We start from the raw sequence: 24,531 nt of genomic DNA on the forward strand, positions 1-24,531 counted from the left end.
TCACCGCGCGACCGCCGTGTCGCGGTCTCGGGACGCCACGGCCAGCACGCCGACCAGCGCGAGCCCGAGGGCCCCGGCGCCCATCGCGGCGGGGCCGCCCACAGCGGTCCCCGCCAGGTAGCCGCGGAGCGCGGCGCCGGCCGCGGTGCCGCCGTCGAACGCGGCGTTCCAGACTGAGCTCGCGGTGGGCGCATGGGCGGTCGGCACGCGCGCGAGGCTCACGTCGAGGGTCACGCTCTGGAGCGCGCCGAACGCGACACCGAACAGGCCGGCTCCCGCCACGAGCGCCGCTGTCGCGCCACCGGCGCCGCCTCCGCCCAGGCCGAGCGCGACAGCTGCCAGGCCAGCGGCCCCCGTCGCCAGGAGCAGCGGCGTGACGAGCCGGTGACCATGGCGGTCCGTGACGTGCCCGACACGCCATCGGGCGATCGTCCCCGTGGCGCCGTAGACCAGCAGCGCCACAGCGACCACGGCGCCATCCGGCCGCTGCAGCGGGAGCACCGTCACCAGGCCGCCGCCGCACAGGGTGACGAGGAAGAGCGTCACCGTCGGCAGCAGCAGCCGCCGGAGGGTCGGGACCAGTGAGCCCTGCCCGCCAGTGCCGGGACCGGGCCCGGCGCCGACGCGGTCGGCGGGCAGCCCCCGGGCGACCAGCGGCGCCAGGAGCGGCGCGGCGGCGAGCCAGGCGACGACGGCGAACCGCCCGTCGAGGGTGAGCGCCGTGGCCGCGGACACCACGAGCATGTTCGGGATCGCGGCCGACAGCCCGTAGATCCCGATGGCCTCGCCCTGCCGCTGGCGTGGCGCCGCCCGCGGGATGGCGACGGCGCCGACGACCGTCAGGAGGGCGAACCCGACGCCTCGGAACGCCGACAGCACGTAGAGGGAGCCCAGGTCGGAGGCCACGAGGTACAGCGGCGACGGCGCGCCCATCAGCACCGCGCCGACGAGCAGGAGGGTGCGCACTCCCCAGCGCCGCATGAGCGATCCCGCGACGAGCTGGGTCGCGACGGTGACAGTGAGCATCACGCCCGTCACGGTCCCGACGACCGCCTCGGGATGGCCGTGCTGGGCCGCCCGCAGCGGCAGGGCGCCGAGGGTCGCGGAGAAGCTGACGAAGCCCAGGAGGTTCGTCGCGAACAGGGCGCGCACGGTGCTCGAGCGCCACAGCGAACGGGCCTCGGTCGACGTCGCGGTCATGCGAGGCCTGCCTCGTGCAGCGGCCCCGAGGACGTCGTCGTCGTGCGGCTGATGACGTGCCCCGCGCGCAGCACCAGGCGATCGGCGGGGGCGAGGGCCACGGCGTCGCCGAGGCTCTGCGCGCGCACAGCGAGCAGGTCGGCGCGCCGCCCGACCACAGGGCCAGCCTCGGGCAGTCCCATCACCGCGCGGGACGCGGGGACCGTCATGCGCCACGCCTGGTCGACGCTGCGGTGGCCGGCGGTGACCAGCAGCGACGCCGTCTCCAACGGGTCGAGCCGCCCGACGGGGTTGAACGGGTCGCGTGCGTTGTCCCCTCCTGCGGCCACCGTCACCCCGGCACGCTCGAGCGCGTCGATCGCCGTCAGCCCGCGCGGCGCCGGGTGCGCGCCCCGGCCTTGGAGGTGCAGGTTCGTCGCGGGCAGGGTCACGACCGAGACGCCCGCGGCGGCCACCTCGGCCGCGATCTCGTCAGCCAGCGCGGGCGCCACCGCGCCGAGCGACACGGCATGGCTCGCGGTCACGGGCACCCCCGCCTGAGCCGCGAGCGCCGCGAGCCGGCGCAGCGTCAGCACTGACGGGTCGGTGGTCTCGTCGACATGCAGGTCGACCGGGCGCCCGGCGTCGACCGCGACCTGCAGGCATGCGTCCATCGCCTCGTCGGGCGCCGCCTCGCTGAACGGGTTGCCCCCGACGACGTCCGCGCCGGCCGCGAGCGCGTCCCGCAGGATCCGCGCGTGCCGGGACCACGGCACGTCCAGCGCCGGCCCGCCGACGTGCGCGACGACCTGCACATCCACGAAGGGCGCGAGCTCCTCACGGACCTGCGCGAACGCCTCGACGGCGCGCAGCCCCAGCAGGCGCCCGCAGCCCAGGTGGGTGCGGACCGCGGTGACACCGTGCCCGACGAGGATCAGCAGCGCGCGCCGGGCGCGGCGACGGATGTCAGCCGCGTCGGACGCGAGCAGGACTGCCTCGTACCCCGACATGGCCCCGGCGAGGGTGCCGAGCGGGTTCGCGGCCCGGTCGGCGGTGAACACCTTGTCGAGGTGCGCGTGAGGCTCGACGAGCGACTCGACCAGGAGGTATCCGGCTAGGTCCGTCGACAGGCGGCCGGAGGGGGCAGACGACCCCGCGGGGCGCACAGCGCAGACCAGCCCGTCGGCGACCTCGACGTCGACCGTGCGGCCGTCGGGAAGGAGCGCGTTGGTGAGGAGCACTCAGCCTTTCACCCCGCCCCCGGCGATCTGGGTGACATAGCGCTGCAGGTACGAGAAGACCAGCAGCACCGGGATCATCACGAGCACGCCCGCCGCGAGCAGTCGGCCCCAGTCGGTGGTGAACTCCCCGATCAACGTGTTGAGGCCCACCGACAGCGTCCGCTTCGAGTCCGTGTCGATGAAGGTGTTGGCGTACAGGAACTCCTCCCACACCTGGATGATCGTGAAGACTGCGGCTGCCATGACCCCGGGCATCGCCGGCGGCAGGACGACCCGCCACAACGCCTGGAACCGGCCGCAGCCGTCGATCATCGCGGCCTCCTCGATCTCCACAGGGACGGCGAGGAAGTAGTTGCGCATGAGCCAGATGCAGAACGGCAGCGCGAACGAGACGTAGACGATCGTCAGGCCCACGAGCGAGTCGAGGAGCCCCAACGCGTTGACTGTCTTGTACAGCGGGATCGCCAGCAGCACGGCGGGGAACATCTGCGCCGCGACGACGATCAGCAGCATCCCCCGGTTGCCGATGAACGTGAACCGGGCGAAGCCGTAACCCGCCAGAATGGCCAACAGGAGCGCGATCGTCGTGGTGCCGACCGCGACCAGGACGGAATTCATGAAATAGGTGAAGAACGCGGTGTCCGCGATCTTCGCGTAATGCCCTAGGTACAGGCCGCTCGGCAGCAGGCGCTTCTCCGCGCCGTTGAGCTCGGGTGTCGTCTTGAATGACGACACGACCATGTACGCGAACGGCAGGACGGTGCCGAGCAGGAACAGCAGCGCGACGAGGTGGGCGCCGCCGCTCGCGCGTTCACGGGAGGCCCTCATCGCTTCTTCTCCTTTCGGCCCTCGACCACGTAGAAGTACAGGACGGCGAGGACCATCATCATCAGGAAGATGATCATGGAGATCGCCGCGGCCTTTCCGAAGTCGAACTCCTGGAACGCCGTGCGGTAGGCCAGAGTCGTCAAGATGTCCGTGGCGCCCACGGGCCCACCCCGCGTGAAGAGCCAGATGCCGTTGAAGTTGTTGATCGCGCCCGAGATCGCTGTGAGCGTCACCAGGGCCAGCGACGTGCGGATACCCGGCACCGTCACGTGCCGGAACCGCTGCCACGCGTTCGCGCCGTCGATCATCGCCGCCTCGTACTGCTCGGGCGGGATCTGCTGCATGCCGGCGAGCAGGATGACTGCTGTGAACGGCGTCCACTTCCAGGCGCTGATGAGCACGAGTGTTGGCAGCGCCGTCGAGGTGTTCGCGAGCCACAGCGGAGGGTTCTCCATGAGCCCGGTGTCCCGCAGGATCGAGTTCACGGGGCCGGACGCCGGGTCCAGCAGGAAGCGCCAGATGAGCGCGACCAGGACGGTGGGGACGACCCACGGCACGATCATCGTGGTCCGGATGAGCCCGCGGGCGACCAGGTGCTTGTTGAGGGTCGTGGCGATGACGAGGCCAAGACCGACCTGGAAGGAGAGGGTCGCGCCGGCCCAGACCAGGGTGCGCGCCATCACGGTCCAGAACGAGGCGCTGGTGAACAACTCGACGAAGTTGTCGAGTCCCACGAAGCGCTCCTGGCCCGGAGCCATGAGAGACGCGTCAGTGAAGCTGGTCGCCGCCGCGTTGATCACCGGATACCCGATGATCAACGCGAGCACGACGAACGCGGGGGCGATGTAGAGGAACGGCTCGAGCCGGCGGCGGCGGAGCCGGCGCGCCCGGAGGCGCGACGGGTCGACGACGGGGCGCGTGGCGACGGGTGTGGTGGTGGTGGTGGTCATGGTCTTCCTGGCTCGTGCCAGCGTGTCCGGCCGCCCTGGACGGCGGCCGGACACGCACGGCTAGCTGGAGAGCTTCTCGGTGGCCTGCTGGGCGGCGGAATGCAGCGCGTCGGCGGGCGACGCCTGGCCTTGGATGACGGAGTCCCAGGCGTTCGCGAACACGCCCCACTCGATGTCGCCCCAGATCGGCAGGGCGGGGCGGGCGCGGGCGAACTCCATCTGCTCGACGAACACCTGGCGAACCGGGTCTTCCGTGGCCCACGCCGAGTCGATGACGTCCTTGCGCCCGGGGATGTTGCCGCTGGCCTGGATGTACTCCATCTGCTCACCGGCGGTGACCCACTCCATGAACTCCCAGGCCTCGTCGGGTGCGGTGGCGTTCCCGGCCAGACTGATCGTCGCGCCGCCGAGGATGGTCGCCTTCTCCGTGCCCTGGGGAAGGGGGGCGACCCCCCAGTCGAGGTCGGGGTTGTTCTGCGTGATCGCGTTCTGCCCCCACGGGCCAATCGCCATCATCGCCACCCGCTCCTGCGCGAACGGGGCCACGTACGGGTCCCATCCGCCGGTCGCGGCGAGGAAGTCGGGCGGGGCCACGCCGTCCTTGAGCGCGAGGTTCGCGTAGGCCTCGAACGCCTCCAGGCCCTTGGCGTCGTCGAACACCGCCTTCGTGGCGTCGCCGCTGACGATCTGGCCGCCGTTCTGCCACAGCCACGGCCAGAAGAGGAACGCCCCGTAGCCGGCCGGGCCCATCATGTAGCCGTACTGGTCGCCGCCGGTGAGCTCGATGCTCGCCGAGCGCAGGTCGTCCCATGTCGTCGGCACGGCGACGCCGGCGTCCGCGAGCATCGCCTTGTTGTAGAACAGGCCCACGTTGTTCGTGTAGTACGGCAGGCCGAACTGCTTGCCGCCAAACGTCGAGTACTCCAAGGCCCCGGCGTGGAAGTCGCCCGAGACGCTCCCGGTGAGGTCCGAGACGTCGGTCAGCACCTTGGCGCTGGCGAGCTGCGGCACCGCGGAGGAGTCCACGATCGCGATGTCGGGGCCGCTGCCCCCGCTCACCGCGGTGGTGAGCTTGGACACGAGGTCGGCTGTCGGGATGCCCTCGACCTGGACCGTGAGCCCCTTCGCCTCGCCGAATGCCTTGGCGGCGCGCTTGAGCCCGGAGTCAGCCTCGCCTGCGACCGCAGAGTTGGCCCAGATCCGAAGCGTTCCCGGCTTGCCGGAGCCTCCGCTGGCGCCTCCGCCGGAGGCAGTGCCCCCTGCGCCGCAGGCGGCGAGGCCGATGCCCGCGGCGATGCCGCCGCCGATGCCGAGGAGCTGGCGGCGGCTGAGGTTCACGGCGGAGATGGAGGTGCGGGTGTTGCGCGTCATTGCGTTCCCTCTCTTGTCTTCGACCGTCGGTCGATGCGGGCCCCGCCGTCGGCGGGCGCCCAGTCGGCCGGATGGGCCGTCCCGATGCGGTGGGCCATGTCGCGTGTGGCGACGTAAGCCCTCTCCACGAGCTCGTCCTCATCCGTTCTGGTGAGCCGGCCGTCGTGGAGCACGAGTTCGCCGTCCACGACGACGTCTGTCACGTCGCCTGGGCCGGCGCGGTGGACCACTGACCACACGGGGTCCACCAGGGGTTGCAGGCCGACCCGCGAGGCGTCCAGCCGGACGAGGTCCGGGGAGCCGTCGAGCCGGCCGGTGACGCCGTCCACCCCGAGGGCACGAGCGCCCTGGACGGTCGCCATGTCATAGGCCGCGGTCGAGCCCAGGGCGGCGGGATCCTGCCGCGCCTGGCCCTGGGCGTAGACCGCCTGGCGCATCTCGTGGAACAGGCTCTCGGTCCCGTCGATGCCGAGGCCGACGGTCACCCCGGCCTCGAGCATGTCGGCGACGCGAGCGAATCCCTTCGCGAGGCGGAGGTGGTTCGTGGGGCAGTACGCGACGGCCGTGCCGGAGCCCGCGAGCAGCTCGATCTCGTGGTCGCTGAGCTGCACGCAGTGCACGAGCACTGTGCCGGGCCGCAGGAAGCCAAGCCGGTGCAGCAGCTCGACCGGCCGGACGCCGTGCTCGGCGACGCACTGCTCGACCTCGGCTGACGTCTCGGCGATGTGCGTGTAGAGCCGCAAGCCCAGGCGGTCCGCGGCGGCCACTGTCGCGGCGTAGTCCTCGGCGGCCGCCTGCCGCAGCGAGACCGGGGCGAGGAACAGCCGGTCGGCGGGCAGCAGCTCGGCGAGCGCACGCTCGGCCAGACGCTCGATGTGCTCGACGGTGGTGCAGGTCTGCGCGGCGCCGCGGGTCATCACGCCCAGGGCGACGCTCGCGCGCACGCCGACGTCGCGGTGGCCCGCGACGGCGGCGTCGAGCAGCTCGGGCCGGTGCAGGGGGTAGACGTGGTCGATCACCGAGGTCACACCGGCCCGCAGCTGCCGTGCGCTCGCGAGGGCTGTGAGCGCACGGTGCTCGTCGGGGGTTGCCACCGCCTGCGTCGCCGCGGCGGCCGTGATGACCTGCGCGAGCGGCATGCCCTCCGATCGCCGGCCGGTGGGCATGAACGAGCGCAGGTGGTCGTGGAGGTTGACGAGCCCGGGCAGCAGGAGGGTGCGCGCGGGCGCTGTGCCGGTCGCCGGCTCAAGGCGCACGCGCCCGTCCACCACCTCGGCGGTGACGGCGCCGGCGCCGTCACCCACCGAGGTGCCGGTGAGGCGACCGGCCATCGTCACCACCACCCGGTCCGAGTGGCCTCGAGAAGCCCGTCACGACCCACACCCGCCAGGCCGAACGCCTCGAGCGTGCGTCCCTCGGCGCGGAAGTCGGTTCCCGTCGCGATCGAGGCGAGGTGGATCATCGCGTCGATCGTGGGGGTCGGGACGCCCACCTCGCGCCCGATCGAGGACATCAGGCACAGCGCGTAAGGGACGTCTTCGGTGATGTACCGGCTGCTGAGGGCCTGCGGTCCCGTGCCGAAGGTCGAGTCCCCGAACGCGCTCGACTGCAACGTCTCATGCAGGTCCGCGCCCAGGCGCGGCGCGAAGCCCTGCTCGACGAGGTACTCCTCGTAGCCGCGGAGGTTGCTGAAGCCCAGCTCCCGGCGGATCGCGATGAGCTCGGCGTCGATCTCGGCGATCCAGCGGCACACCGCCGGGCTGGCGCCCTCGCCCCACAGGAGGAACTTGCCGGGACGCCCCTGCACCGCCCCCAGGTTGCCGAGGATCGGCGGGACGTGGTCGATCGCGTTGAAGTTGAGCAGCACTGTCTCCCACACGCTCTCGCCCGCGGTGACAGAGGGCCAGATCGCGCAGGCGGTGGCCTCGGCGGGGTTGCCGGCGGGCAGGCCGGCGACAACGGTCCCGCCGACCTTGCGCGAGGCGGTCACGAGGCCCGGCTCGCGCACCCGCGCGCCGTAGGGCAGCGAGTTGAGCTCGGCGATGTGCGCGCGCACGCGGCGCCCCTGGCGTCGCATCGCCGCCACGAGCGCGAGGGCGCCGCCGCCCTCGCCCGCGAAGACGACCTGCTGCCCGTCCTCGAGGTTCGCGGCGAGGATCTCCGCGAAGACGTCGTGGCCGAAGGCGGGCACGGACACGACGACCAGCTCGGCGCCGCGCACCGCGCCGGCCGGGTCGAGCGACGCCTTCGCGGGGGCCTGCGTGACGTGGTGCCACGGCGAGCGAAGCCGCACGACACCGCGCTCGGCGATCGCGTCGATGCTGGCGCGGAAACGCTCGAGGTCGGCGACTGTGACGTCGATGCCGAGGAGCGACATCTCGAGCGCGGAGCTGAGCGCGCCGGCGCCCGATCCGAGCACTGTCGCGGACGAGGGGAGCTGGGTCATGCGAGGACCGCCTTCGCGAGCTGGGTGAGCTGGGTGAGGGTGGCGTCAGGGGTTGTCCCCCCGACGCTGAGGATGACCTCGTCGACGCCGGCCTCGGCCAGGCGGTCGACGCCTTCTCGGACGAGTGAGGCCGGGCCGGCGATTCCGAAGGCCTCGGCCATGGCGTCGGTGACCTGCGCGGCCGCGGCGGCCCGGTCCCCGGTGCGCACCGTGGCCCGCAGCGCGCGGACCTCGTCGACGTCGAGGCCGTACACCTCGATGAGCTCGTCGGCGTACGCGCCGCCGGCCATGGTGGTGCAGCGCGGCCGCAGGGCCGTCAACGCCGCCTCGCGGTCCTCGCCGATCTCGAGGTCGAGCATGAGGCAGAGGGAGGTGCGGCCACCCTCGACCCGTCCCGCCGCCCCGGCCGCGACGTGGTCGCGGACGTACTCGAGGTGGGTCGGCGCGATGCCGTGCGTGATGACGCCGTCAGCCACCCTGCCCGCGAGCTCGAGCATCTTGGGCCCGCGCGCGGCCAGGTAGAGGGGCCCGTCCTGGACGTCCCAGCGCAGCCGCGACCCACGTGCGCTGAACGTCTCGCCTGACACGTCGCAGTCGCCGCGCGAGAGCTGGCGGATGATCTCCACGGCCTCGCCGGTGAGGCGCAGCGGCCGCTTCATCTCGACGGCCAGCTCGCTCGCGAACTCGTAGCCGCCCGCGCCCAGCCCCAGCACGAACCTGCCGCCGCCGATCTCGCGCAGGCTCGCGGCCATGCTCGCCAGGAGTGCCGGGTGGCGCAGGAACGGCGACATCACGGCCGTCCCCAACGTCACCCGCTCGGTGGCCGCCATCATGAGGGCCAGGGCGCCGGAGACGTCGCGGTGGAAGTAGTGGTCGGCCAACCACACCCCGTCGAAGCCGAGGTCCTCGATGCGGCGGGCCCAGGGCGCCGCGTCGGTCATCTGTTTCTTTTACACATCTGACGCTGCCGACGAGCTTACGCGGGGTGTTCTATGGGGGTGCCCGGGCGTTTCACAACAACAACACAGTACCGACAGACACTGGAGCATCAATCTATGCGACTATATCACCAGCGGATACAGGACAGGTAGGGTGTTCGCATGACGTTGAAGTCGTGGGCAGCGCCAGATGTGTATGAGAGGCAGCGGGGTGGGGGTGGCGGGCGTCGATGGATCCCAACGCCTCGCGCAGGAGCCCGGCGGCGCACCGCCTGCGGTACCCGGCGCTCGCGCGCAGGTCGTCGATCGGATGGATGTCCGCCTGGACGGCGGCGATCGCCGCGTGAGCGACGTCGGGTGTGACGCGGCGGCCCTCGAGCTCTGCCTCGGCGCCGCGCAGCCGGACGACCGTCGGCGCGACGGAGCCCATCGCGAGGCGGACGTCCCGCAGCACGCCGTCATCTGCTCGCCACTGCCACGCGAGGTCCAGGAAGGAGATCGCGAGCGCCCGACGGCCGCCGACCTTGCGGTAGCCGCCAGCCGCGGGCGGCGCCGGCACGGTGACGGCCAGGATCCACTCGGCCGGGCGCAGGTCGACCGCGCGGGGTCCCAGGAGGAAGTCCTCGAGCGGCGCCTCGCGCTCGCCGTCGGCGCCACGGATCGTCACGACGGCGCCCGCGGCCAGGAGCGGCGGCACGGTGTCGGCCGCTGGCGAGCCTGTCGCCAGGTTCCCCCCGATGGTGGCCCGGTTGCGGATCTGCTGCGACGCGAAGAAGGCGGCCGCGTCAGCCAGTGCCGGGAACCTGCCGTCGAGCGCGTCGACCACCACGGCGATCGGCGCGACCGCTGACAGCACCAGCGACGGCGAGGGCCCGGCCGTCACCCGGAGCGGCGGCGGCGCGTCCTCCAGCCCGGTGAGGTCGACGAGAGAGTGGTGCGGCGCGCCGGCGCGACGCTGCACGAGCAGGTCCGTCCCCCCTGCCACGGGCCGGGCGCCGCCCAGGAGCGCGCTGACCTCGGCGACCCGGCGCGGGCGGACGAGACGCGCGGGGCCGGTCATGAGGCGCCTGCGCAGCGGCCGCGCGCGACATCGTGCACGGCGTCGTGGAACCGGTTGTACCCCGTGCAGCGGCACAGGTTGCCGTCGAGCGCGCCGCGGATGTCGTCGTCGGTGGGCTCAGGTACTCGCTCGAGGAGCGCGGCGCACGACATGAGCACCCCCGGGATGCAGTACCCGCACTGCACCGCCTGCCGCCGGACGAACGCCTCCTGCAGGTCGGCGCCACCGCGGTCCGCAAGCCCCTCGACGGTCTCGACGTCGGCGTCGGTCACTTGGCCCTGCAGGACGAGGCAGGAGCACACCGCGCGACCGTCGACGAGCACGGTGCAGCTGCCGCACTCGCCCATGCCGCAGCCCTCCTTGGCCCCGGTCAGTCCCAGGCCGTCGCGGAGCACGTCCAGCAGGCGCGTCCCCGCCACCTCGTCGACCTTGACGCCGAGCGCGTCAGCCGCGGCGGCGAGGTCGACGCTCTGTCCGTTGACGCGCATCACGCCACCTCTTCCATCAGTGCGAGCAGGCGCTCCGGGGTGACGGGCAGCTCGGCCGGCAGCACCCCGACCGCGTCGAGCACTGCCGCCGCGAGGGCGGGCGGCGTCGGGACGACCACGACCTCGGACATGCCCTTGGCGCCGTACGGGCCGGTCGCCTCGGCGCCGGGCACGAGGACGGTGTGCATGCGCGGCGCGTCCGCCACCGTCGGGGCGAGGTAGTTCTCCAGGCTCGTGGTGCGCGGGATGCCGTCGGTGACCACGTGGTCCTCCATGAGCGCGAGCCCGAGGCCTTGGAGGATGCCGCCCTCGGCCTGGCCCAGCACGCCACCGGGGTTGATGGGCGTGCCGCAGTCGAGTGCGCACAGCAGCTCGGGGACCCGGATCTCACCGGTGAGCACGTTGACCTCGGCGCGCACTACCTGCGCGCACGACCCGTACACGCGGTGCGGCGCGAACGTGGCCAGGTCCGCATGCGGGACGAGCCCGATGTGCTCGGTGTCGGGCAGGCGGAACTCGGCGGCGTGCTCCGCGCGGCCCAGCGCCTCGAGCTTCTCCCCCGTGCCGGCGGCGTCGGTGTCGAGGTGCAGGCCCAGGCGCTCGCAGTCCTCGCGCAGCGCGAGGCAGACCGCGTGCACCGCCGCGCCCCCCGCGTAGGTCGAGCGCGACGCCGCCGTCGGCCCTGACTCGGGCACGACGGCTGTGTCGCCGACGATCACGCTGACGTCGTCATAGGACATGCCGAGCGTGTCGGCCGCGACCTGCCGGTAGGTGGTCTGGATCGACTGTCCCGTGTGGTTGGGGCCAGCCCAGATGGTCACATGACCGGTCCCGTCGATCCGCAGGCGTGCGCGGGCGGTGTCGCCGGTGCCGCTGCCCATGCCGACGCCCTTCATCGCGACGGCGACGCCGGTGCCGCGCCGCCAGGGCCAGGTGGCGCCCGCCGCCCACTCGTCGCGGTCCGCCCACAACGGGTGCGCACCTGCGATCCGCAGGGCCTCGTCGACGCGCAGGCTCTCGGTCGTGAGATGCCCGTAGAGGCTGTGCCGGTCGCCTCCGCGCAGGGCGTTGCGGAGCCGGATCTCGACGGGGTCCACGCCGAGGCGCTGGGCAGCCCGGGTCATGGCGTTCTCGACGGCGAAGGCGACCTGCGGGACGCCGTAGCCGCGGAAGGCTCCGGCGTTCGCGTTGTTCGTGTAGACCACTGTGCCGTCGAACTCGGCTGCTTCGAAGGCGTACGGCCCCGTGGACATCTCTGCCGAGGTCTTCATGACGTTGGGCCCCGACGTGATGACGGGCCCGGTGTCGGCGAGCGCACGCACCCGCGAGCCGAGGATGCGCCCGTCCGCGTCGAAGCCGACGGTGATCTCGGTGCGGAACGGGTGCCGCTTGGCCCCGGCCGTCATCACCTCCTCACGCGTCGTGTGCAGGCGCACGGGCCGGCCTGTGGCGCGGGCGAGCAGCGCGAGGTACACCGGCATCGGGTCGTCATTGCGGGCGCCGAACGCGCCGCCCACGGGGCCGCCGATCATGCGCACGTGGTCGGGCTCGACCCCGAGCGCCCGGGCGATCTTGCGCTGGTGGAGGCCCGGGTTCTGCGAGCCGCACCAGACGGTCGCATGGCCGTCCTCCCAGATGGCCGTGCCGCCCGGAGTCTCGATGGCCACGTGCTCTTGGCCGGGAGTGCGCACCTCGTGGTGGACCACGAGGTGGGCGCCGGCGAGCGCGGCGTCGACATCCCCCGATCGGAATGCGATGCGCCCGGAGAGGTTGCCGTGGGCGTGGAGCCTCGGGGCGTCGTCGTCGAGCGCGGCGGCCATGTCCGAGACCACCGGCAGCGGCGTGAGGGCCACCCGCACGAGCGCGGCCGCCCGGTGCGCCGTGGCGGCGTCCTTCGCGGCGACCAGCGCGATGGCCTCGCCCACCTGGCGGACGACGGTGTCGGCGAGGACGGGGCCGTCGACGTCACGGGGGCCGAGCGCGTTGACCGGCACGTCGGCCGCCACGAGCACGGCGGCGACGCCCTCCAGCTCACGGGCCGCGTCGACGTCGACGCCGTCGAGCCGGGCATGTGGCACGGTGCTGCGCACCACGACGCCGTGCAGCGTGCCCGGCAGGCGCAGGTCGGTGACGTACTGCAGGGCGCCCGTGACGATCTCCGGCGCCTCCTCTGCTGGTTGCGAGCGGCCGACCCATGGCGTGCTGGCGATGTCGGTCATGCCCACCACCCGCCCGGTCGGTCCTGCCAGGCGAGGGCGGCCGCGGCCGTCCATGACTGCGCCATCGAGCCGAGGGGGCGCCCGTCGACGGCGTCGTAGTACTCGGCGAAGCGCAGGTCGTCGAGCTGGGCCAGCCCAGCATCACGCAGCGCCCCGGCCTCGTCGTGCCGCCCGCGGTGCGCGAGCGACCAGGACAGCAGCCAGGTGAGCACTGGCCACTGCGGGCCGCGCCAGTAGTTGTGGCTGACGAAGGCCGCGCTGGCGGGCGACGTGGTCGGCGGCAGGGGGCGGTGGAGCGCGGGGTGCCCACACCACCGCTCGCCCATCAGCAGGGCAGTGAGGTCGCCCAGCGCCGCGGGGTCCCCGCACAGCAGCGGCGCGAAGCCTCCGATGGTCTCCGACTCGAGCCAGGCGCCGGTCCGCAGGTCCAGGTCCCGTGCCAGGCCCGTGGTCGGTGAGACGGTGCGCGCGACCGCGTCGGAGGCGCGGCGCGACATGCTGCGCAGCACCTGGGCCTGCTGGTGGCGGCCGATGCCCGCTCCGAGGTCGGCGAGCATCTCGCACGACAGCGCGTGGACGGCGGTGAAGAACACGTCGCCCACGCGGAAGTCGATGATGTCGCGTGCTGCGTCGTCGTCGTATGCGACGGACGCGAGCTGGTCGAGCAGCCAGACGTAGCGGTCGTAGTCGCCGTCTGACGGGCGCTGGTCGGCCTCGGCCACGTGGCGCAGGTCCTGGCGGACGTACGGCTCGAGCATGCCGACGTTGACGCGCCGGTACGCCTGGTCCCAGCGGGGCGAGTTGTCCATGCCCGACTCCCAGCCGTGGTGGATCTCCACCAGGCCAGCGGGGTTGGTGGACCGGACGTCGCCGAGCCACATGTGCCACGCGAACCAGGAGTCGAAGGTCTTGCGCAGGAACGCCTCGAAGAGCTCTGCGTCCGCGCCCCCTCGGGATCGGGCCTGTGAGCCGATGACCGCCAGAGCCAAACTATGTACGCCAGGTTGACAGATTCCCGAGGTTCGCACGTTGTGCGGCGCCGCCGCGGCCCGCTCGGTGCGCCACCGCTCTGGCCCGGGGAAGTACCCGCCCTCCTCCGAGAAGACGATGTGCGGGATCATCCCCGTCGACCACTGGCCCGCGAGGAGCCCTTCGAGCTCACGCAGCGCCCGGGGGACGGAGATCCGCGCCCAGCCCATGGCCACGAACGCGGCGTCCCAGCTCCACTGATGCGGGTACAGGTCCGGCGCGGCCACCGTGCGCGCCCCGCGGTCGTTGCCGCGCAGCACGTCGGCAGCCGCGTCGGTCAGCCGGTCGGCCGCTCTGCTGATCATGACCTCACACCTCTGCACGCCATCGTGCGTCGGGGAATTGCGTTCAGTCGCTGAACGTAACGGACTGGTGCGGCGACGTCAACAGTGGCAAGATGCCGCTCGTCCGAGAGTCGGGCATGAGTGGGAGGGGGCTCCATGGCCGAGGACTCGACAGCAGGCCTGGCGCCGCCGCTGCAGGATGCGGCCACCGCGCCCCCGCCCTCGCCCAGCTCGCACGGCTCGCTCGTCGCCCTCATCCGCTCGCGGCCCGGCTGGACGCGCCAGCAGCTCCTCGCGGCGACCGGCATGTCGCGCACCACGCTCTTCGACCGGCTCGACGCGCTCTTCGCCCACGAATACGTCTACCAGGCGGGCTCGGCGCCTGCGGGCCCCGACGGAGACGGCGCCGGGCCGGGCCGCCGCGCCGAGCTGCTGCGATGGGACGATCGTGGGCGCGTCGTCCTGGTGCTCGACCTCGGCCAGACGCACGCCCGGCTCTGCGTGACCGGGGTGCGCGGCGACATCCTGCGCATGCGCGACGTCGCGATGGACATCGACACGGATGCGGGGCCCTACCTCGACACGGTGTTCGACATCGCCCAAGAGCTCGTCGACGCCGGCGACGACGACGAGAAGCTCATCGGCGTCGCGCTCGGCATCCCTGGGCCGGTGGACCCGCTCACAGGCGTGCTCGGCCGGTCCACCACCATGCCCCGATGGCAGTCCTTCCCCATCTCCGCCACGGTGCGCGAGCGCTGGCACGCCGAGGTGGTCATCGAGAACGACGCGCGCGCCTTCGCCCTGGGCGAGTCCAGCGTCGCCGGATCCGGTCAGACGGTGCTCGCCGTCAAATACGCGACGGGGATCGGCGCCGGCATCGTCGACGGCGGCCACGTCCTCGAGGGGTCGGCCGGCGCCGCCGGCGACATCGGCCACATCCGCCTCACAGCCGACGGGCCACGCTGCACGTGCGGCCGCCGGGGCTGCCTCGCCGCCTGGGCCTCGGGCCATGCGCTGGTCCGGCGCCTCGCGAAGACAGGCGTGCAGGACCTGCGCGACATCACCGAGCGCGTCTCGGCAGGCGACGCCACTGTGTGCGCCGAGCTCGACACGGCCTCCGCTGCCCTCGGGCGGGTGCTCGCGACCGTCGTCGCCACCATCAACCCCGACACCGTCGTGCTCGGCGGCACACTGGGCCGGCTCCCGCGCGTCGTGAGTGCCGTCGACGCCGTGATCCGCGACCACGTCTCCGACCGGACCACACAGCACCTCACCGTCACGTCGGCCCGACTGGGCGCGGACGGCGGCGTGGTCGGCCTCGCCCGCAAGGTCGTGGACCTCGTCTACGCGCCGGCGGCAGTCGACGCGGCCATCGCCGGCGGCGACGCCTCGACGGGTGGCGCCACGACGTGACACAGGGCCGGCCAGGGGACGCGCCCCCTCCCCGGGGCGGGCCCGACACAGGGCTCGCCGGACTCGTGGTCGACCGCGCGAGCGCCGGCTACGACGCGGCACGACGCGCACTGTCGGCATCCGCCCACCAGCCCCCGGCCGAGCCGGCCGCAATAGCCCGGCCCGCGAACATCCACGGCGTCGTCGAGGCGGTGCGCACCGCACGACGCGAGGGCCTGCGGCTCGCTGTCCGCAGCGGCGGCCACAGCCTCAGTGCGACACACCTGCGGCACGGGAGCCTCGCGCTCGACCTGCGCGACCTGAACGGGATCGATGTCGACCCGAGCCGTGGCACCGCGTGGGTCGGCCCGGGCACGACTGTCGCACAGGCCGCCGCGCTGCTCGACGCCTCGGGCTGGTCGTTCCCCATCGGGCACTCCCCGACGGTCGGGCTCGGGGGATTCCTGCTGGCTGGCGGCCACGGCTGGAACGGCGGCTCCTGGGGCGCCGCATGCGAGCGCGTCGTCGCCGTGGACGTCATCACTGCCGACGCGCGCCGTTCACGGTTGACGCCCGACTCCACACCCGACCTGCTGGCCGTCGCCCGGGGCGCGGGCCCCGCGTTCCCCGCCGTCGTGGTGGGCCTCGAGCTGCGCCTCGTTCGCGGCGTCCCGGCGATCGCCCGGCGGCTCCTCACCGTCGGTGGCGAGCACGCGGCGCAGCTCGGGGCTGCTCTCGACACCCTGCGCGCCGCGCAAGTCGACGGGCTGGAGTTGACGGTGTTCGCCCGCCGCGCGACTCGCGCAGGAGCACCAGCGGACGGCGCGGTGCTCACTGTCGCCGCCACGGCCTTCGGCGCCAGCCCGACCCACGCGAGTCGCCTGTTGGCGCCCTTGGCCGATCTGCCGGGCACCGGGAGCGCGGATGCGGCCGCCCACCTGGGCCTCGCGTCGATGGTCGCCACGCTCCCCAGGCACGAGGGCGACGCGCTCTGGTCCGATCACGTGTGGACCAACCGGCCGTGGGCCGAGCTGCTCCCGGAGGTCGTCCAGGCGGCCGCTGCCGCGCCGTCGGACCGCTCGAGCATCCTCGTGACACCAGCGCCGGCCTCCGACCCGGGCATCGACGCGGTCCATCGGCCCCAGGGCGCCACGAGCGTCTCCGCTTACGCGCACTGGCGGCCTGGGGCGACGGATGCGGGCGGCCCAGGTGGCAAGGGCGGCGAGGGTGACGCGAGGTCGAACGCCGCGTGGGCGCGCGCCGCCGTCACGGGTGAGGGCCCACACCCCCGTCGCTACGTGGGGGAAGCGGACCTCACACTCCCTGGGCGCGTCGAGGAGTGCCTCACCCTTGACGCGCTCGACCGCGTGCGCGCCGCGCGCGAGCAACTCGATCCGGGGCGCCTGCTCTGGTCGGCCCTCGATCCCAGCTGACGCCACCGTCGCCCTCCCACGGATCCTGCTCGTTCGGGGGCGGCCTGCTGCGGTCAGGGGCCGAGCGGTGATGACAGCCAAGACGGCCGGTGATCCGACCTTGTCGGTGTCGATGTCGGCGGCGAGCTTCAGCAGTCTCGCGGCCCACACGTCGATGGACGCTGACCCAAGCTTGACCGCGCACCACGAGGGACTCGAACAGAAGGCCCATGGTCTCCAGATCGCCCAGCACACTGACGGATGTCGACCTCGGCGATCGTCCACCCTCCCCCACGAGCACGAGACGCAACGGCAACGACGAAGGCCCAGCACCGACTCGGTGCTGGGCCTTCCTCTACTGTGCGCCCGAAGGGACTCGAACCCCCAACCTTCTGATCCGTAGTCAGATGCTCTATCCATTGAGCTACGGGCGCGTGGCCCTTGGCGGGCCGACGATGACAATACCGTCCCGCGGGCCTGGACCCAAACTGAGTTCCCCCGCCGCCCTGGTGACGACTGCCACACCGCGCTGGCTGGCCCCGGCCACGCGGCTCCGGATGCAGCCACTGCGCCGACGTGCGACGGTCAACGGGAGAGGCGCCATCTGGAGGTTGACATGGGATTCTTCGCTTTCATGCTGCTGGGGCTGCTCGCCGGCGCCATCGCCAAACTGATCCTCCCGGGGAAGCAGGTGGGCGGCTGGATCGCGACGCTGGCGCTCGGGGTCATCGGCGCGCTGCTCGGCGGATGGCTGGGCAGCATCCTGCTGGACGCCCCGTTGCAGGACTTCTTCTCGCTGCGCACGTGGCTGTTGGCCATCGGCGGATCGATCCTGGTGCTGCTGGTCTACGGGGCGCTCACGGGCAACAAGGGCGCTCGCGCCTGACCTGCCCTGGAGGGCTCACCCTCGTGGCTGAACCCCTGTCGGTCCTCCGGCGGGGGTTCTGTCATGTGGGCGGGCCGCGGCGGGCAGCGTCACGGTGAAGGCAGCGCCCTGGCCGCGCCCGGCACTGGCGGCGGCGATCGTCCCGCGATGCGCCTGGACGAGGGCCTTGCTGATGGCCAGCCCGACGCCCGATCCGCCGCCGCGTGTGCGGTCACGGGCGGTGTCGGCGCGGAAGAACCGCTCGAAGACGTGGGGCAGGTGTCGGCGGCGATGCCCTCCCCCGTGTCGGTGACGGTCAGGTCCACGAGCCCCGGTCCGGCGGCTCGGGCGGCCAGGGTGACGGCGCCTCCGGGCCGGGTGTGGCGCACGGCGTTGGCCACGAGGTTGTCGATCACCTGGGCGATGCGGTGGCGGTCGACCAGGACGGGCGGCACATCGGCGGGCTGCTCGACGCGCACAGCGACACCGGCGTCGGCGGCCCGTTCCCGGGCTGCCCCGGCAGCGATCTCGAGCAGCAGGGCGACGGGCTCGGGCCGCAGGTCGAGGTCGAGGTCGCCGGCCTCGGCGTGCGTGACGGCGGCCAGGTCCTCGGCGAGGCGGGTCAGGCGGGCCGCCTGGTCGCGGAGCACGGCGATCGTGTCCTTGCCCATCGGGCGGACGCCGTCCTCCTCGGCCTCGAGGTACCCGGCGATGGTCGCGACGGGGGTGCGGACCTCATGTGCGACGTCGGCCAGCAGCCGGGCGCGGAGCCGTTCCGACTCCTGCAGGCGCGCGGCCATCGTGTTGAAGGAGTGCGCGAGGTCGTCGAACTCCGCGCCCAGCCCGGGCGCCGGCACCCGGGGGTCGTAAGCCCCGGAGCCCACGCGGTTGGCGGCGGACGCGCCGGCGGACACCGACCTGCCGATGCGGCGGGTCAGCACCACGCTGACCGCTGCCGACGCCACCGCCGCCGCGCCGATCGCCAGCCCGAGGGACACCGCGCTGGCATCCCGGAACGCGCGCTCGGCATGCAGCACGGCGCTGTCGTGATCGCCCAAGCCGGCGCTCACCATGTGCTCGTGGAACAGGCCGGGGCCGACGGCGGATGCCACCAGGGCAGCGGTCGCGGCGCCGACGGCCATCACCACCGCGAGCGCGCCGAGCAGCCGCGCGCCGAGGCCCCACGCCGCCCGGGCCCTGGTCACGCGCCCGCGCCGATGCGGTAGCCGACGCCGCGCACCGTCCGCACGTAACGCTGCGCCTCGGCGGTGTCGCCGAGCTTCTGCCGCACATGCAGCACATGCACGTCCACGAGGTGCTCGTCGCCGACCCAGCCGGGTCCCCACACCGCCTCAATGAGCACCTGGCGGCTGAACACGCGGCCGGGACGGGCGGCCAGAGTCGCCAGCACGTCGAACTCGGTGCGGGTCAGCGCCACGAGCTCGCCGTCGCGCAGGACCTCCCGGGCGTCGACGTCGATGCGCAGGTCGCCCGCGCGCAGCACGCGCGACACCGACTCAGCGCGATGGGAGGTGGCGGGTATGGCGGCGCCGTTGCGGGGCCGGCGCATCATCGCGGTGATGCGGGCCATCAGCTCGCGCGGGCTGAAGGGCTTGGTCACGTAGTCGTCCGCCCCGACGGACAGCCCGATGAGCGTGTCGACCTCCTCGGCGCGCGCGGTGAGCATGACGACGTAGCAGTCGGAGAACGTCCGCAACCGCCGGCACACCTCGACGCCGTCCACTCCGGGCAGGCCCAGGTCGAGGACGACGACGTCGGGGTCCACCTCGCGCAGCACGTCCAGGGCCTGGGCGCCGTCATGGCAGAGGCGCGTCTCGAAGCCCTCGCGTTCCAGATACCCGGCGACCAGGCGGGCCAGGGGCTCCTCGTCGTCCACGACGACGGCGCGGCGGGAGGAGGCGGTCGCAGTCGGGGTCACGCGCACCATCTTGGGCGCAGCCGCCGCCCCCGGGGAGCCGCCGCGCGATCTTCATCGAACCTTGATCGAACGGCGAGGGGCCCTTCGTGGCGGGGCTCCAGGCTGGTGGTCGACCGCCCCACTGAGGGCGCAGCCCCACCGAAGGAGCCGCCATGCCGCACCCACCGGTCGTCACGCTCGTGCAGTCCCCGGCGTGCCACCTGTGCCTCGACGCCGAGCAGGCGCTGGCCGAGCTGGCCGCGCGGTTCCCCGTGGAGGTGCGCACCGTCCAGCTCGACTCTGAGGAGGGCCGCGCCCTGGTCGCCCTGCACCGCCCGCCCATGAGCCCGCTGGCGTTGGTGGACGGGGTGTTCCTGTCCTCCGGGCGCCTGCCCCGCAAGAAGCTCGCCGCGCTGCTGGCCGGGCGGGCCGCCGCGATGGCGGCGGGCTGATGGGCAGCGAGCTGCTGACCACGGGCAGCATCCTGGCGGCGTTCTTCGCCGGTGGCGTGGCGCTGTTCGCCCCGTGCTGCATCGTGTTCCTGGCGCCGTCCTACCTGGCGGGCGCCATCAAGAACGCCCGGTGGCGCCTCCTGCCGCTGACGTTCGTGTTCGCGGCCGGGCTGGCCCTGGTGCTGGTGCCCATCACGCTGGGGATGAGCCTGCTGGCCGGGGCCATCGCGCAGTACCACGAGCCCCTGTACTGGGCTGGTGGGCTGCTGATGATCGTGCTGGCCCTGCTGGCCTTGTCGGGGCGGATGTGGTCGCTGCCGTCGTTCCTGCGCGCCCCGGACACCACGCGTGGCGACACCGCGAGCTTCTTCACCCTGGGCGTCTTCTCCGGTGTCGCGTCGAGTTGCTGCGCCCCGGTCCTGGCGGGGGTGATGACGCTGTCGGTGCTGTCCGGCTCTGCCATCGGCGGCCTCGCGCTGGGGTTGGCCTACGTGTTCGGGATGGTGTTCCCGCTGTTCGTGATGGCGCTGGTCTGGGACAAGGCCCGGCTGGGCGAGCGCCGATTCCTGCGGGCCAGGTTGGTGCGGCTGCGCGTCGCCGGGCGGACGCTGGTCACCAACTCCCTGAACATCGGGGTGGCCGTCGCGTTCGCCGTGATGGGCGTGTTCGTCATCGCCCTGGCCGGCAGTGCGGACATGACCGGCGGCAGCGCGTTCCAGGACGCCGCCAGCCGCACCCTGACCGACATCTTCGCCGCCGTGCAGGACGTGCTGTCCCCCGTGCCCGAGCCGGTCCAGGGCCTGGCGCTGCTCGCCGTGGTGGCCGCCTTCGTCTGGGCGACCCTCGCCGACCGGCGCCGCGGCGCCCCGGAGGACGCGCCCTGCCACTCGACCCCGGCGGCTCCGGCCGCGCCCGACACCACCCTGCCCGCTCCCACGGAAGAAGTGACTCGATGACCTCCGGAACTGCCGCCCGCCGCGAGCGCGAACGCCAACAGGCCCTCGCCGACGTCCAGCAGGCCCAGACCGGCGCCGCGCTCCGTCGCCGCCGGCTGGGCGGGGCCGCCTGGGCGGCAGGCCTGCTGGTCGTGGTGGCGCTGGTCACCGCGGGGCTGCTCACCTCGCGTCCCACCAGTTCCACGGAGGCCCGGATGGCGCCGGACTTCACGCTGCCCGCCTCGGACGGGTCGAGTGTGTCGCTGGCCGACCACCGCGGCTCGCCGGTCATCTTGTACTTCAACGAGGGCGCTGGCTGCGACTCGTGCCTGGTGCAGATGGCCGAGATCGAGAAGGACCCGGCATTCGCCGAGGCGGGACTGACGGTGCTGCCAATCGTCATGAACACCGCCCAGCAGATCAACGCCGATCGCGAGCGCCTGGGCGTGAACGCGCCGTTCCTGCTGGACGACGGCACGATCTCCGAGGCCTACGGAACCCTCGGCGTCGGCATGCACGAAGGGCTGCCAGGCCACGGCTTCATCCTCATCGACGCCGATGGCAACCAGCTCTGGCACGGCAACTACCCGTCGATGTGGCTGTCCCCCGCCGACCTGCTCGAGGAGGTCAACGCGCGCCTCTGATCCCCCACCGCACCGACCGCGGCTCCGAGCCGCGCCCCTTCCAGGAAAGGAAGCCCCGTGCTCACCACCACCCGACGACGCCTGAGCCTGACCGTCGGAGCCCTGACCCTCGCCGTCACGCTGGCGGCCTGCTCCGGCGGCGCCGAGCACAACGACGCCGACACCCAGTTCGCGCAGATGATGGTCCTCCACCACGAGGGCGCCGTCGAGATGGCCGACCTCGCCGTCGAGCGTGCCAGCACCGAGGAGGTCCGCGCCCTGGCCGAGCGGATCACCGCGGCGCAGGGCCCGGAGATCGAGCTGATGACGGGCTGGTTGGAGGCGTGGGACGAGGATCCGCCCGGCTCGACTGACCTGGGCGGCATGGACCACTCCGGTATGGACCACGGCGGGATGGACATGGACGGCCTGGACCAGGCCGAGGCGATGGCGAACGTGGCCGCGCTGAGCGGCGTCGAGTTCGACAGGCGATTCCTGGAGCTGATGACGGCCCACCACGAGGGCGCCGTCGAGATGGCCGAGGCCGTGCTCGCCGACGGCGCCCACCCGGATGCGCTCGACCTGGCCCGCTCGATCATCGAGGCGCAGGCTGCGGAGATCGCGGAGATGGGCGGCCTGCTGCGCGGGCTGTGACGCGCTCGGGGTCCAGGTCCAGGCGGCGCAGCAGTTGTGCGTTGGCGGCCACCACGATCGTGGACGCGGACATGAGGATCGCGCCGACCGCCGGGGACAGCACGAACCCGGCCCAGGCCAGCACGCCCGCCGCGAGCGGCACGGCGATGACGTTGTACCCGGCCGCCCAGGCCAGGTTCTGCTGCATCTTGCGGTAGGACGCCCGCGACAACTCGATGACCGAGACCACCGAGCGCGGGTCATCCGAGGCCAGGACCACGCCCGCGGACTCCATGGCGACGTCGGTGCCCGCCCCGATGGCGATGCCCACGTCGGCCTGTGCCAGGGCCGGCCCGTCGTTCAGGCCGTCACCCGTGAAGGCGACCTTGCGGCCGCGCGCTTGGAGCTCGGCGACCTTGGCGTGCTTGTCGGCGGGCAGCACCTGGGCGAACACCTCGTCGATGCCCAGCTCCGCGGCGACCGCGTCCGCCACATGCTGGGCGTCGCCCGTGACCATCGCCACCTGCACCCCCCGGGCGTGTAGCGCGTCGATCGCTGCCCGGGCCCCCGGGCGGATCTCGTCGGCGACGGCCAGCGCGCCGATGACCCGGCCGTCGCTCACCACATGCAGCACGCTCGCGGCCTGCTGTTGCCAGCCCCGCGTGGTCTCGGCGAGTTCCGCCGGCTCGCTCAGGCCGAGCTCGGAGAGCAGCGCCGGGCCGCCCACATGCACCGTCCGCCCGCCGACCTTCGCCTCGACGCCGCGCCCGGGCAGCGTGGCAAAGTCCCGCACCGCCGGCAGCGGGCCGTCGTGGGCCGCCGTGACGGCCCGGGCGATCGGGTGCTCGGAGTCGGACTCGACCGCCGCGGCCAACGCGAGGAGCTCGTCGTCGGAGACGCCGCGCACGGCGGCGTGCCCGAGCAGCGTCAGGCGCCCCTGCGTCAGGGTGCCGGTCTTGTCGAACAGGACGGTGTCCACGGTGCGCATCCGCTCGAGCGCGAGGCGGTTCTTCACCAAGACCCCGGAGCGTGCGGCGCGCTCGGTGGAGATCGCGATGACCAGCGGGATCGCCAAGCCGAGCGCATGCGGGCACGCGATGACCAGCACTGTCACGGTGCGCTCGACGGCGTCGGGCACGTTGCCCAGCAGCGCCCACACCGCGAAGGTCAGCATCCCGGCGACCAGCGCGAACCAGAACAGGAGTGCCGCGGCCCGATCGGCCAACGCCTGGGCGCGTGAGCTGGATGCCTGGGCGTCCGCCACCAGCCGCTGGATGCCCGCCAGGGCCGTGTCGGCGCCCACGGCCGTGACCCGCACGCGCAGCGTCGAGTCGGTGGCCACCGTGCCGCCGACCACCGCGTCGCCAGGCCCGCGCCGCACCGGCTTCGACTCGCCGGTGATCATCGCCTCGTCGAGGTGGGCGGTGCCGTCGACCACCACGCCGTCGGTGGGGACCCGGCTACCGGCCCGCACGAGCACCACGTCGCCAGTTCTCAGCTCGTCGAGCGGCGCCTCGACGACGGCCCCGTCGTCGGCGACCCTCTCGGCGACGTCAGGAAGCAGCTCGGCCAGGGCGTCCAGCGCGCCCGACGCCGCACCCAGCGCGCGCATCTCGAGCCAGTGCCCGAGCAGCATGATGACGATCAGGAGCGCGAGCTCCCACCAGAAGTCCAGCCCCGACGCGAACCCCAGAGTGGTGGCCCACGACGCGACGAACGCGACGGTGATGGCCAGCGCCACCAGCATCATCATCCCCGGGCGCCGGGACCGCGCCTCGGCGACGGCGCCGGTCAGGAACGGGGCGCCGCCGTAGAAGAAGATGACAGTGCCCAGCACCGGGGAGACCCAGCCGGCGCCGGGGAAATCCGGGGGCATGTACCCGAGCAGGTCGGCGAACATCTCGCTGAAGACCACCACGGGGACCGCCAGCGCGAGGGTCCACCAGAACCGGTCGCGGAACGCGGCCGCATGGTCGCCGTGACCGCCGTGGCCCGCGTGACCGGCATGGCCCGCGTAACCGGCATGGCCCGCGTCCTCGTGACCGGCGTGGGCCTCGGTCGCGCCGTGTTGGTGGTGGTGCTGCTCGCTGTCGCCGTGGTGCTGATGTGGGGTGCTCACGTGCTCGTCCCTTCTCGATACCCCCCGAGGGTATGCACAACCCCTCGGCGCCGCAGGCTGTTCCCTCGCGGCCCGTCGCCGTGAGGCACCAGACCGGAAGTTACTTACCGCAAAGTGCCTACTTCCCGGTCCGCAGTAACTCTCTTACG

Annotated in this window: 21 protein-coding genes, 1 tRNA gene and 1 pseudogene; 7 read left to right on the forward strand and 16 right to left on the reverse strand. The window is 73.0% G+C overall.

What is annotated here, in order from left to right; all coding sequences use genetic code 11:
- The 12 genes from BN3788_RS13340 to ggh form a co-directional block, all read right to left on the reverse strand.
- Positions 1-1,200, reverse strand: a complete 1,200-nt coding sequence (locus BN3788_RS13340; protein ID WP_066586808.1) for an MFS transporter — start codon at positions 1,198-1,200, stop codon at positions 1-3.
- Positions 1,197-2,420, reverse strand: coding sequence for an amidohydrolase family protein (locus BN3788_RS13345; RefSeq protein WP_066586820.1), 1,224 nt, complete (start codon positions 2,418-2,420; stop codon positions 1,197-1,199). The genes BN3788_RS13340 and BN3788_RS13345 overlap by 4 nt, the downstream gene beginning before the upstream one ends.
- Entirely contained in the window at positions 2,421-3,248 is an 828-nt protein-coding gene (locus BN3788_RS13350; protein WP_066586823.1) for a carbohydrate ABC transporter permease, read from the reverse strand. It abuts the gene before it with no gap.
- Positions 3,245-4,198 (reverse strand): carbohydrate ABC transporter permease, encoded by a 954-nt coding sequence (locus BN3788_RS13355; protein WP_066586825.1) that lies wholly within the window; start codon positions 4,196-4,198, stop codon positions 3,245-3,247. Before BN3788_RS13355 ends, BN3788_RS13350 begins: the two co-directional genes overlap by 4 nt.
- 60 nt (positions 4,199-4,258) lie before the next feature.
- Complete coding sequence (locus BN3788_RS13360) at positions 4,259-5,569, reverse strand: ABC transporter substrate-binding protein (RefSeq protein WP_066586828.1); 1,311 nt, start codon at positions 5,567-5,569, stop codon at positions 4,259-4,261.
- The gene (locus BN3788_RS13365) at positions 5,566-6,900 is read right to left on the reverse strand and encodes an amidohydrolase family protein (protein ID WP_147525130.1); all 1,335 of its coding nucleotides are present in this window, start codon (positions 6,898-6,900) and stop codon (positions 5,566-5,568) included. The genes BN3788_RS13360 and BN3788_RS13365 overlap by 4 nt, the downstream gene beginning before the upstream one ends.
- Positions 6,901-6,902: 2 nt before the next feature.
- Positions 6,903-8,015, reverse strand: coding sequence for an NAD/NADP octopine/nopaline dehydrogenase family protein (locus tag BN3788_RS13370; protein ID WP_066586833.1), 1,113 nt, complete (start codon positions 8,013-8,015; stop codon positions 6,903-6,905).
- On the reverse strand, positions 8,012-8,956 hold the full coding sequence (locus BN3788_RS13375) for an LLM class flavin-dependent oxidoreductase (protein WP_066586836.1): 945 nt from the start codon (positions 8,954-8,956) through the stop codon (positions 8,012-8,014). Before BN3788_RS13375 ends, BN3788_RS13370 begins: the two co-directional genes overlap by 4 nt.
- Positions 8,957-9,068: 112 nt before the next feature.
- The gene (locus BN3788_RS13380) at positions 9,069-10,013 is read right to left on the reverse strand and encodes an FAD binding domain-containing protein (protein WP_066586838.1); all 945 of its coding nucleotides are present in this window, start codon (positions 10,011-10,013) and stop codon (positions 9,069-9,071) included.
- Positions 10,010-10,501, reverse strand: a complete 492-nt coding sequence (locus BN3788_RS13385) for a (2Fe-2S)-binding protein (protein WP_066586840.1) — start codon at positions 10,499-10,501, stop codon at positions 10,010-10,012. Before BN3788_RS13385 ends, BN3788_RS13380 begins: the two co-directional genes overlap by 4 nt.
- Positions 10,501-12,720, reverse strand: a complete 2,220-nt coding sequence (locus tag BN3788_RS13390) for a xanthine dehydrogenase family protein molybdopterin-binding subunit (RefSeq protein ID WP_159066900.1) — start codon at positions 12,718-12,720, stop codon at positions 10,501-10,503. Before BN3788_RS13390 ends, BN3788_RS13385 begins: the two co-directional genes overlap by 1 nt.
- Entirely contained in the window at positions 12,717-14,054 is a 1,338-nt protein-coding gene (gene ggh / locus BN3788_RS13395) for a glucosylglycerate hydrolase (protein ID WP_066586844.1), read from the reverse strand. Before ggh ends, BN3788_RS13390 begins: the two co-directional genes overlap by 4 nt.
- A gap of 135 nt (positions 14,055-14,189) precedes the next feature.
- Between ggh and BN3788_RS13400 the strand changes: the two genes are divergently transcribed.
- Together BN3788_RS13400 and BN3788_RS13405 are read left to right on the forward strand one after the other, a co-directional pair.
- Positions 14,190-15,446 carry an ROK family protein gene (locus BN3788_RS13400; RefSeq protein WP_066586846.1) on the forward strand — a complete coding sequence of 419 codons (1,257 nt, stop codon included), beginning with the start codon at positions 14,190-14,192 and terminating at the stop codon, positions 15,444-15,446.
- A 65-nt stretch (positions 15,447-15,511) separates the two neighbouring features.
- On the forward strand, positions 15,512-16,858 hold the full coding sequence (locus BN3788_RS13405) for an FAD-binding oxidoreductase (RefSeq protein ID WP_066586849.1): 1,347 nt from the start codon (positions 15,512-15,514) through the stop codon (positions 16,856-16,858).
- Positions 16,859-17,198: 340 nt separating this feature from the next.
- Here BN3788_RS13405 and BN3788_RS13410 read toward each other — a convergent pair.
- A tRNA-Arg gene (locus BN3788_RS13410) sits at positions 17,199-17,271 on the reverse strand.
- A 182-nt stretch (positions 17,272-17,453) separates the two neighbouring features.
- On the opposite strand from BN3788_RS13410, the gene BN3788_RS13415 reads away from it, so the two are divergent.
- A complete protein-coding gene (locus BN3788_RS13415; RefSeq protein WP_066586851.1) occupies positions 17,454-17,723 on the forward strand; it encodes a GlsB/YeaQ/YmgE family stress response membrane protein in 270 nt (89 codons plus the stop codon).
- A 15-nt stretch (positions 17,724-17,738) separates the two neighbouring features.
- Here the strand turns inward: BN3788_RS13415 and BN3788_RS13420 are convergent.
- Both BN3788_RS13420 and BN3788_RS13425 read right to left on the reverse strand, forming a co-directional pair.
- Positions 17,739-18,844, reverse strand: a pseudogene (locus BN3788_RS13420) (HAMP domain-containing sensor histidine kinase).
- Between the two features lie 59 nt (positions 18,845-18,903).
- On the reverse strand, positions 18,904-19,650 hold the full coding sequence (locus BN3788_RS13425) for a response regulator (RefSeq protein ID WP_066586854.1): 747 nt from the start codon (positions 19,648-19,650) through the stop codon (positions 18,904-18,906).
- A gap of 143 nt (positions 19,651-19,793) precedes the next feature.
- Here BN3788_RS13425 and BN3788_RS13430 point away from each other — a divergent pair, with 143 nt between their 5' ends.
- From BN3788_RS13430 to BN3788_RS13445, 4 genes are read left to right on the forward strand one after another with little or no spacing between them, the layout of a single operon-like run.
- Positions 19,794-20,072, forward strand: a complete 279-nt coding sequence (locus tag BN3788_RS13430) for a glutaredoxin (RefSeq protein WP_066586856.1) — start codon at positions 19,794-19,796, stop codon at positions 20,070-20,072.
- Entirely contained in the window at positions 20,072-21,028 is a 957-nt protein-coding gene (locus BN3788_RS13435; RefSeq protein WP_066586858.1) for a cytochrome c biogenesis CcdA family protein, read from the forward strand. Before BN3788_RS13430 ends, BN3788_RS13435 begins: the two co-directional genes overlap by 1 nt.
- On the forward strand, positions 21,025-21,651 hold the full coding sequence (locus tag BN3788_RS13440) for a peroxiredoxin family protein (protein WP_066586859.1): 627 nt from the start codon (positions 21,025-21,027) through the stop codon (positions 21,649-21,651). The genes BN3788_RS13435 and BN3788_RS13440 overlap by 4 nt, the downstream gene beginning before the upstream one ends.
- Before the next feature lie 57 nt (positions 21,652-21,708).
- Positions 21,709-22,284 (forward strand): DUF305 domain-containing protein, encoded by a 576-nt coding sequence (locus BN3788_RS13445; protein ID WP_066586860.1) that lies wholly within the window; start codon positions 21,709-21,711, stop codon positions 22,282-22,284.
- Here BN3788_RS13445 and BN3788_RS13450 read toward each other — a convergent pair.
- Positions 22,226-24,382 (reverse strand): copper-translocating P-type ATPase, encoded by a 2,157-nt coding sequence (locus tag BN3788_RS13450; RefSeq protein WP_066586861.1) that lies wholly within the window; start codon positions 24,380-24,382, stop codon positions 22,226-22,228. The two genes, BN3788_RS13445 and BN3788_RS13450, sit on opposite strands and share 59 nt — an antisense overlap.
- Between the last annotated feature and the right edge of the window lie 149 nt (positions 24,383-24,531).

This window comes from Cellulomonas timonensis (genome assembly GCF_900046455.1).
Classification (GTDB): domain Bacteria; phylum Actinomycetota; class Actinomycetes; order Actinomycetales; family Cellulomonadaceae; genus Cellulomonas_A; species Cellulomonas_A timonensis.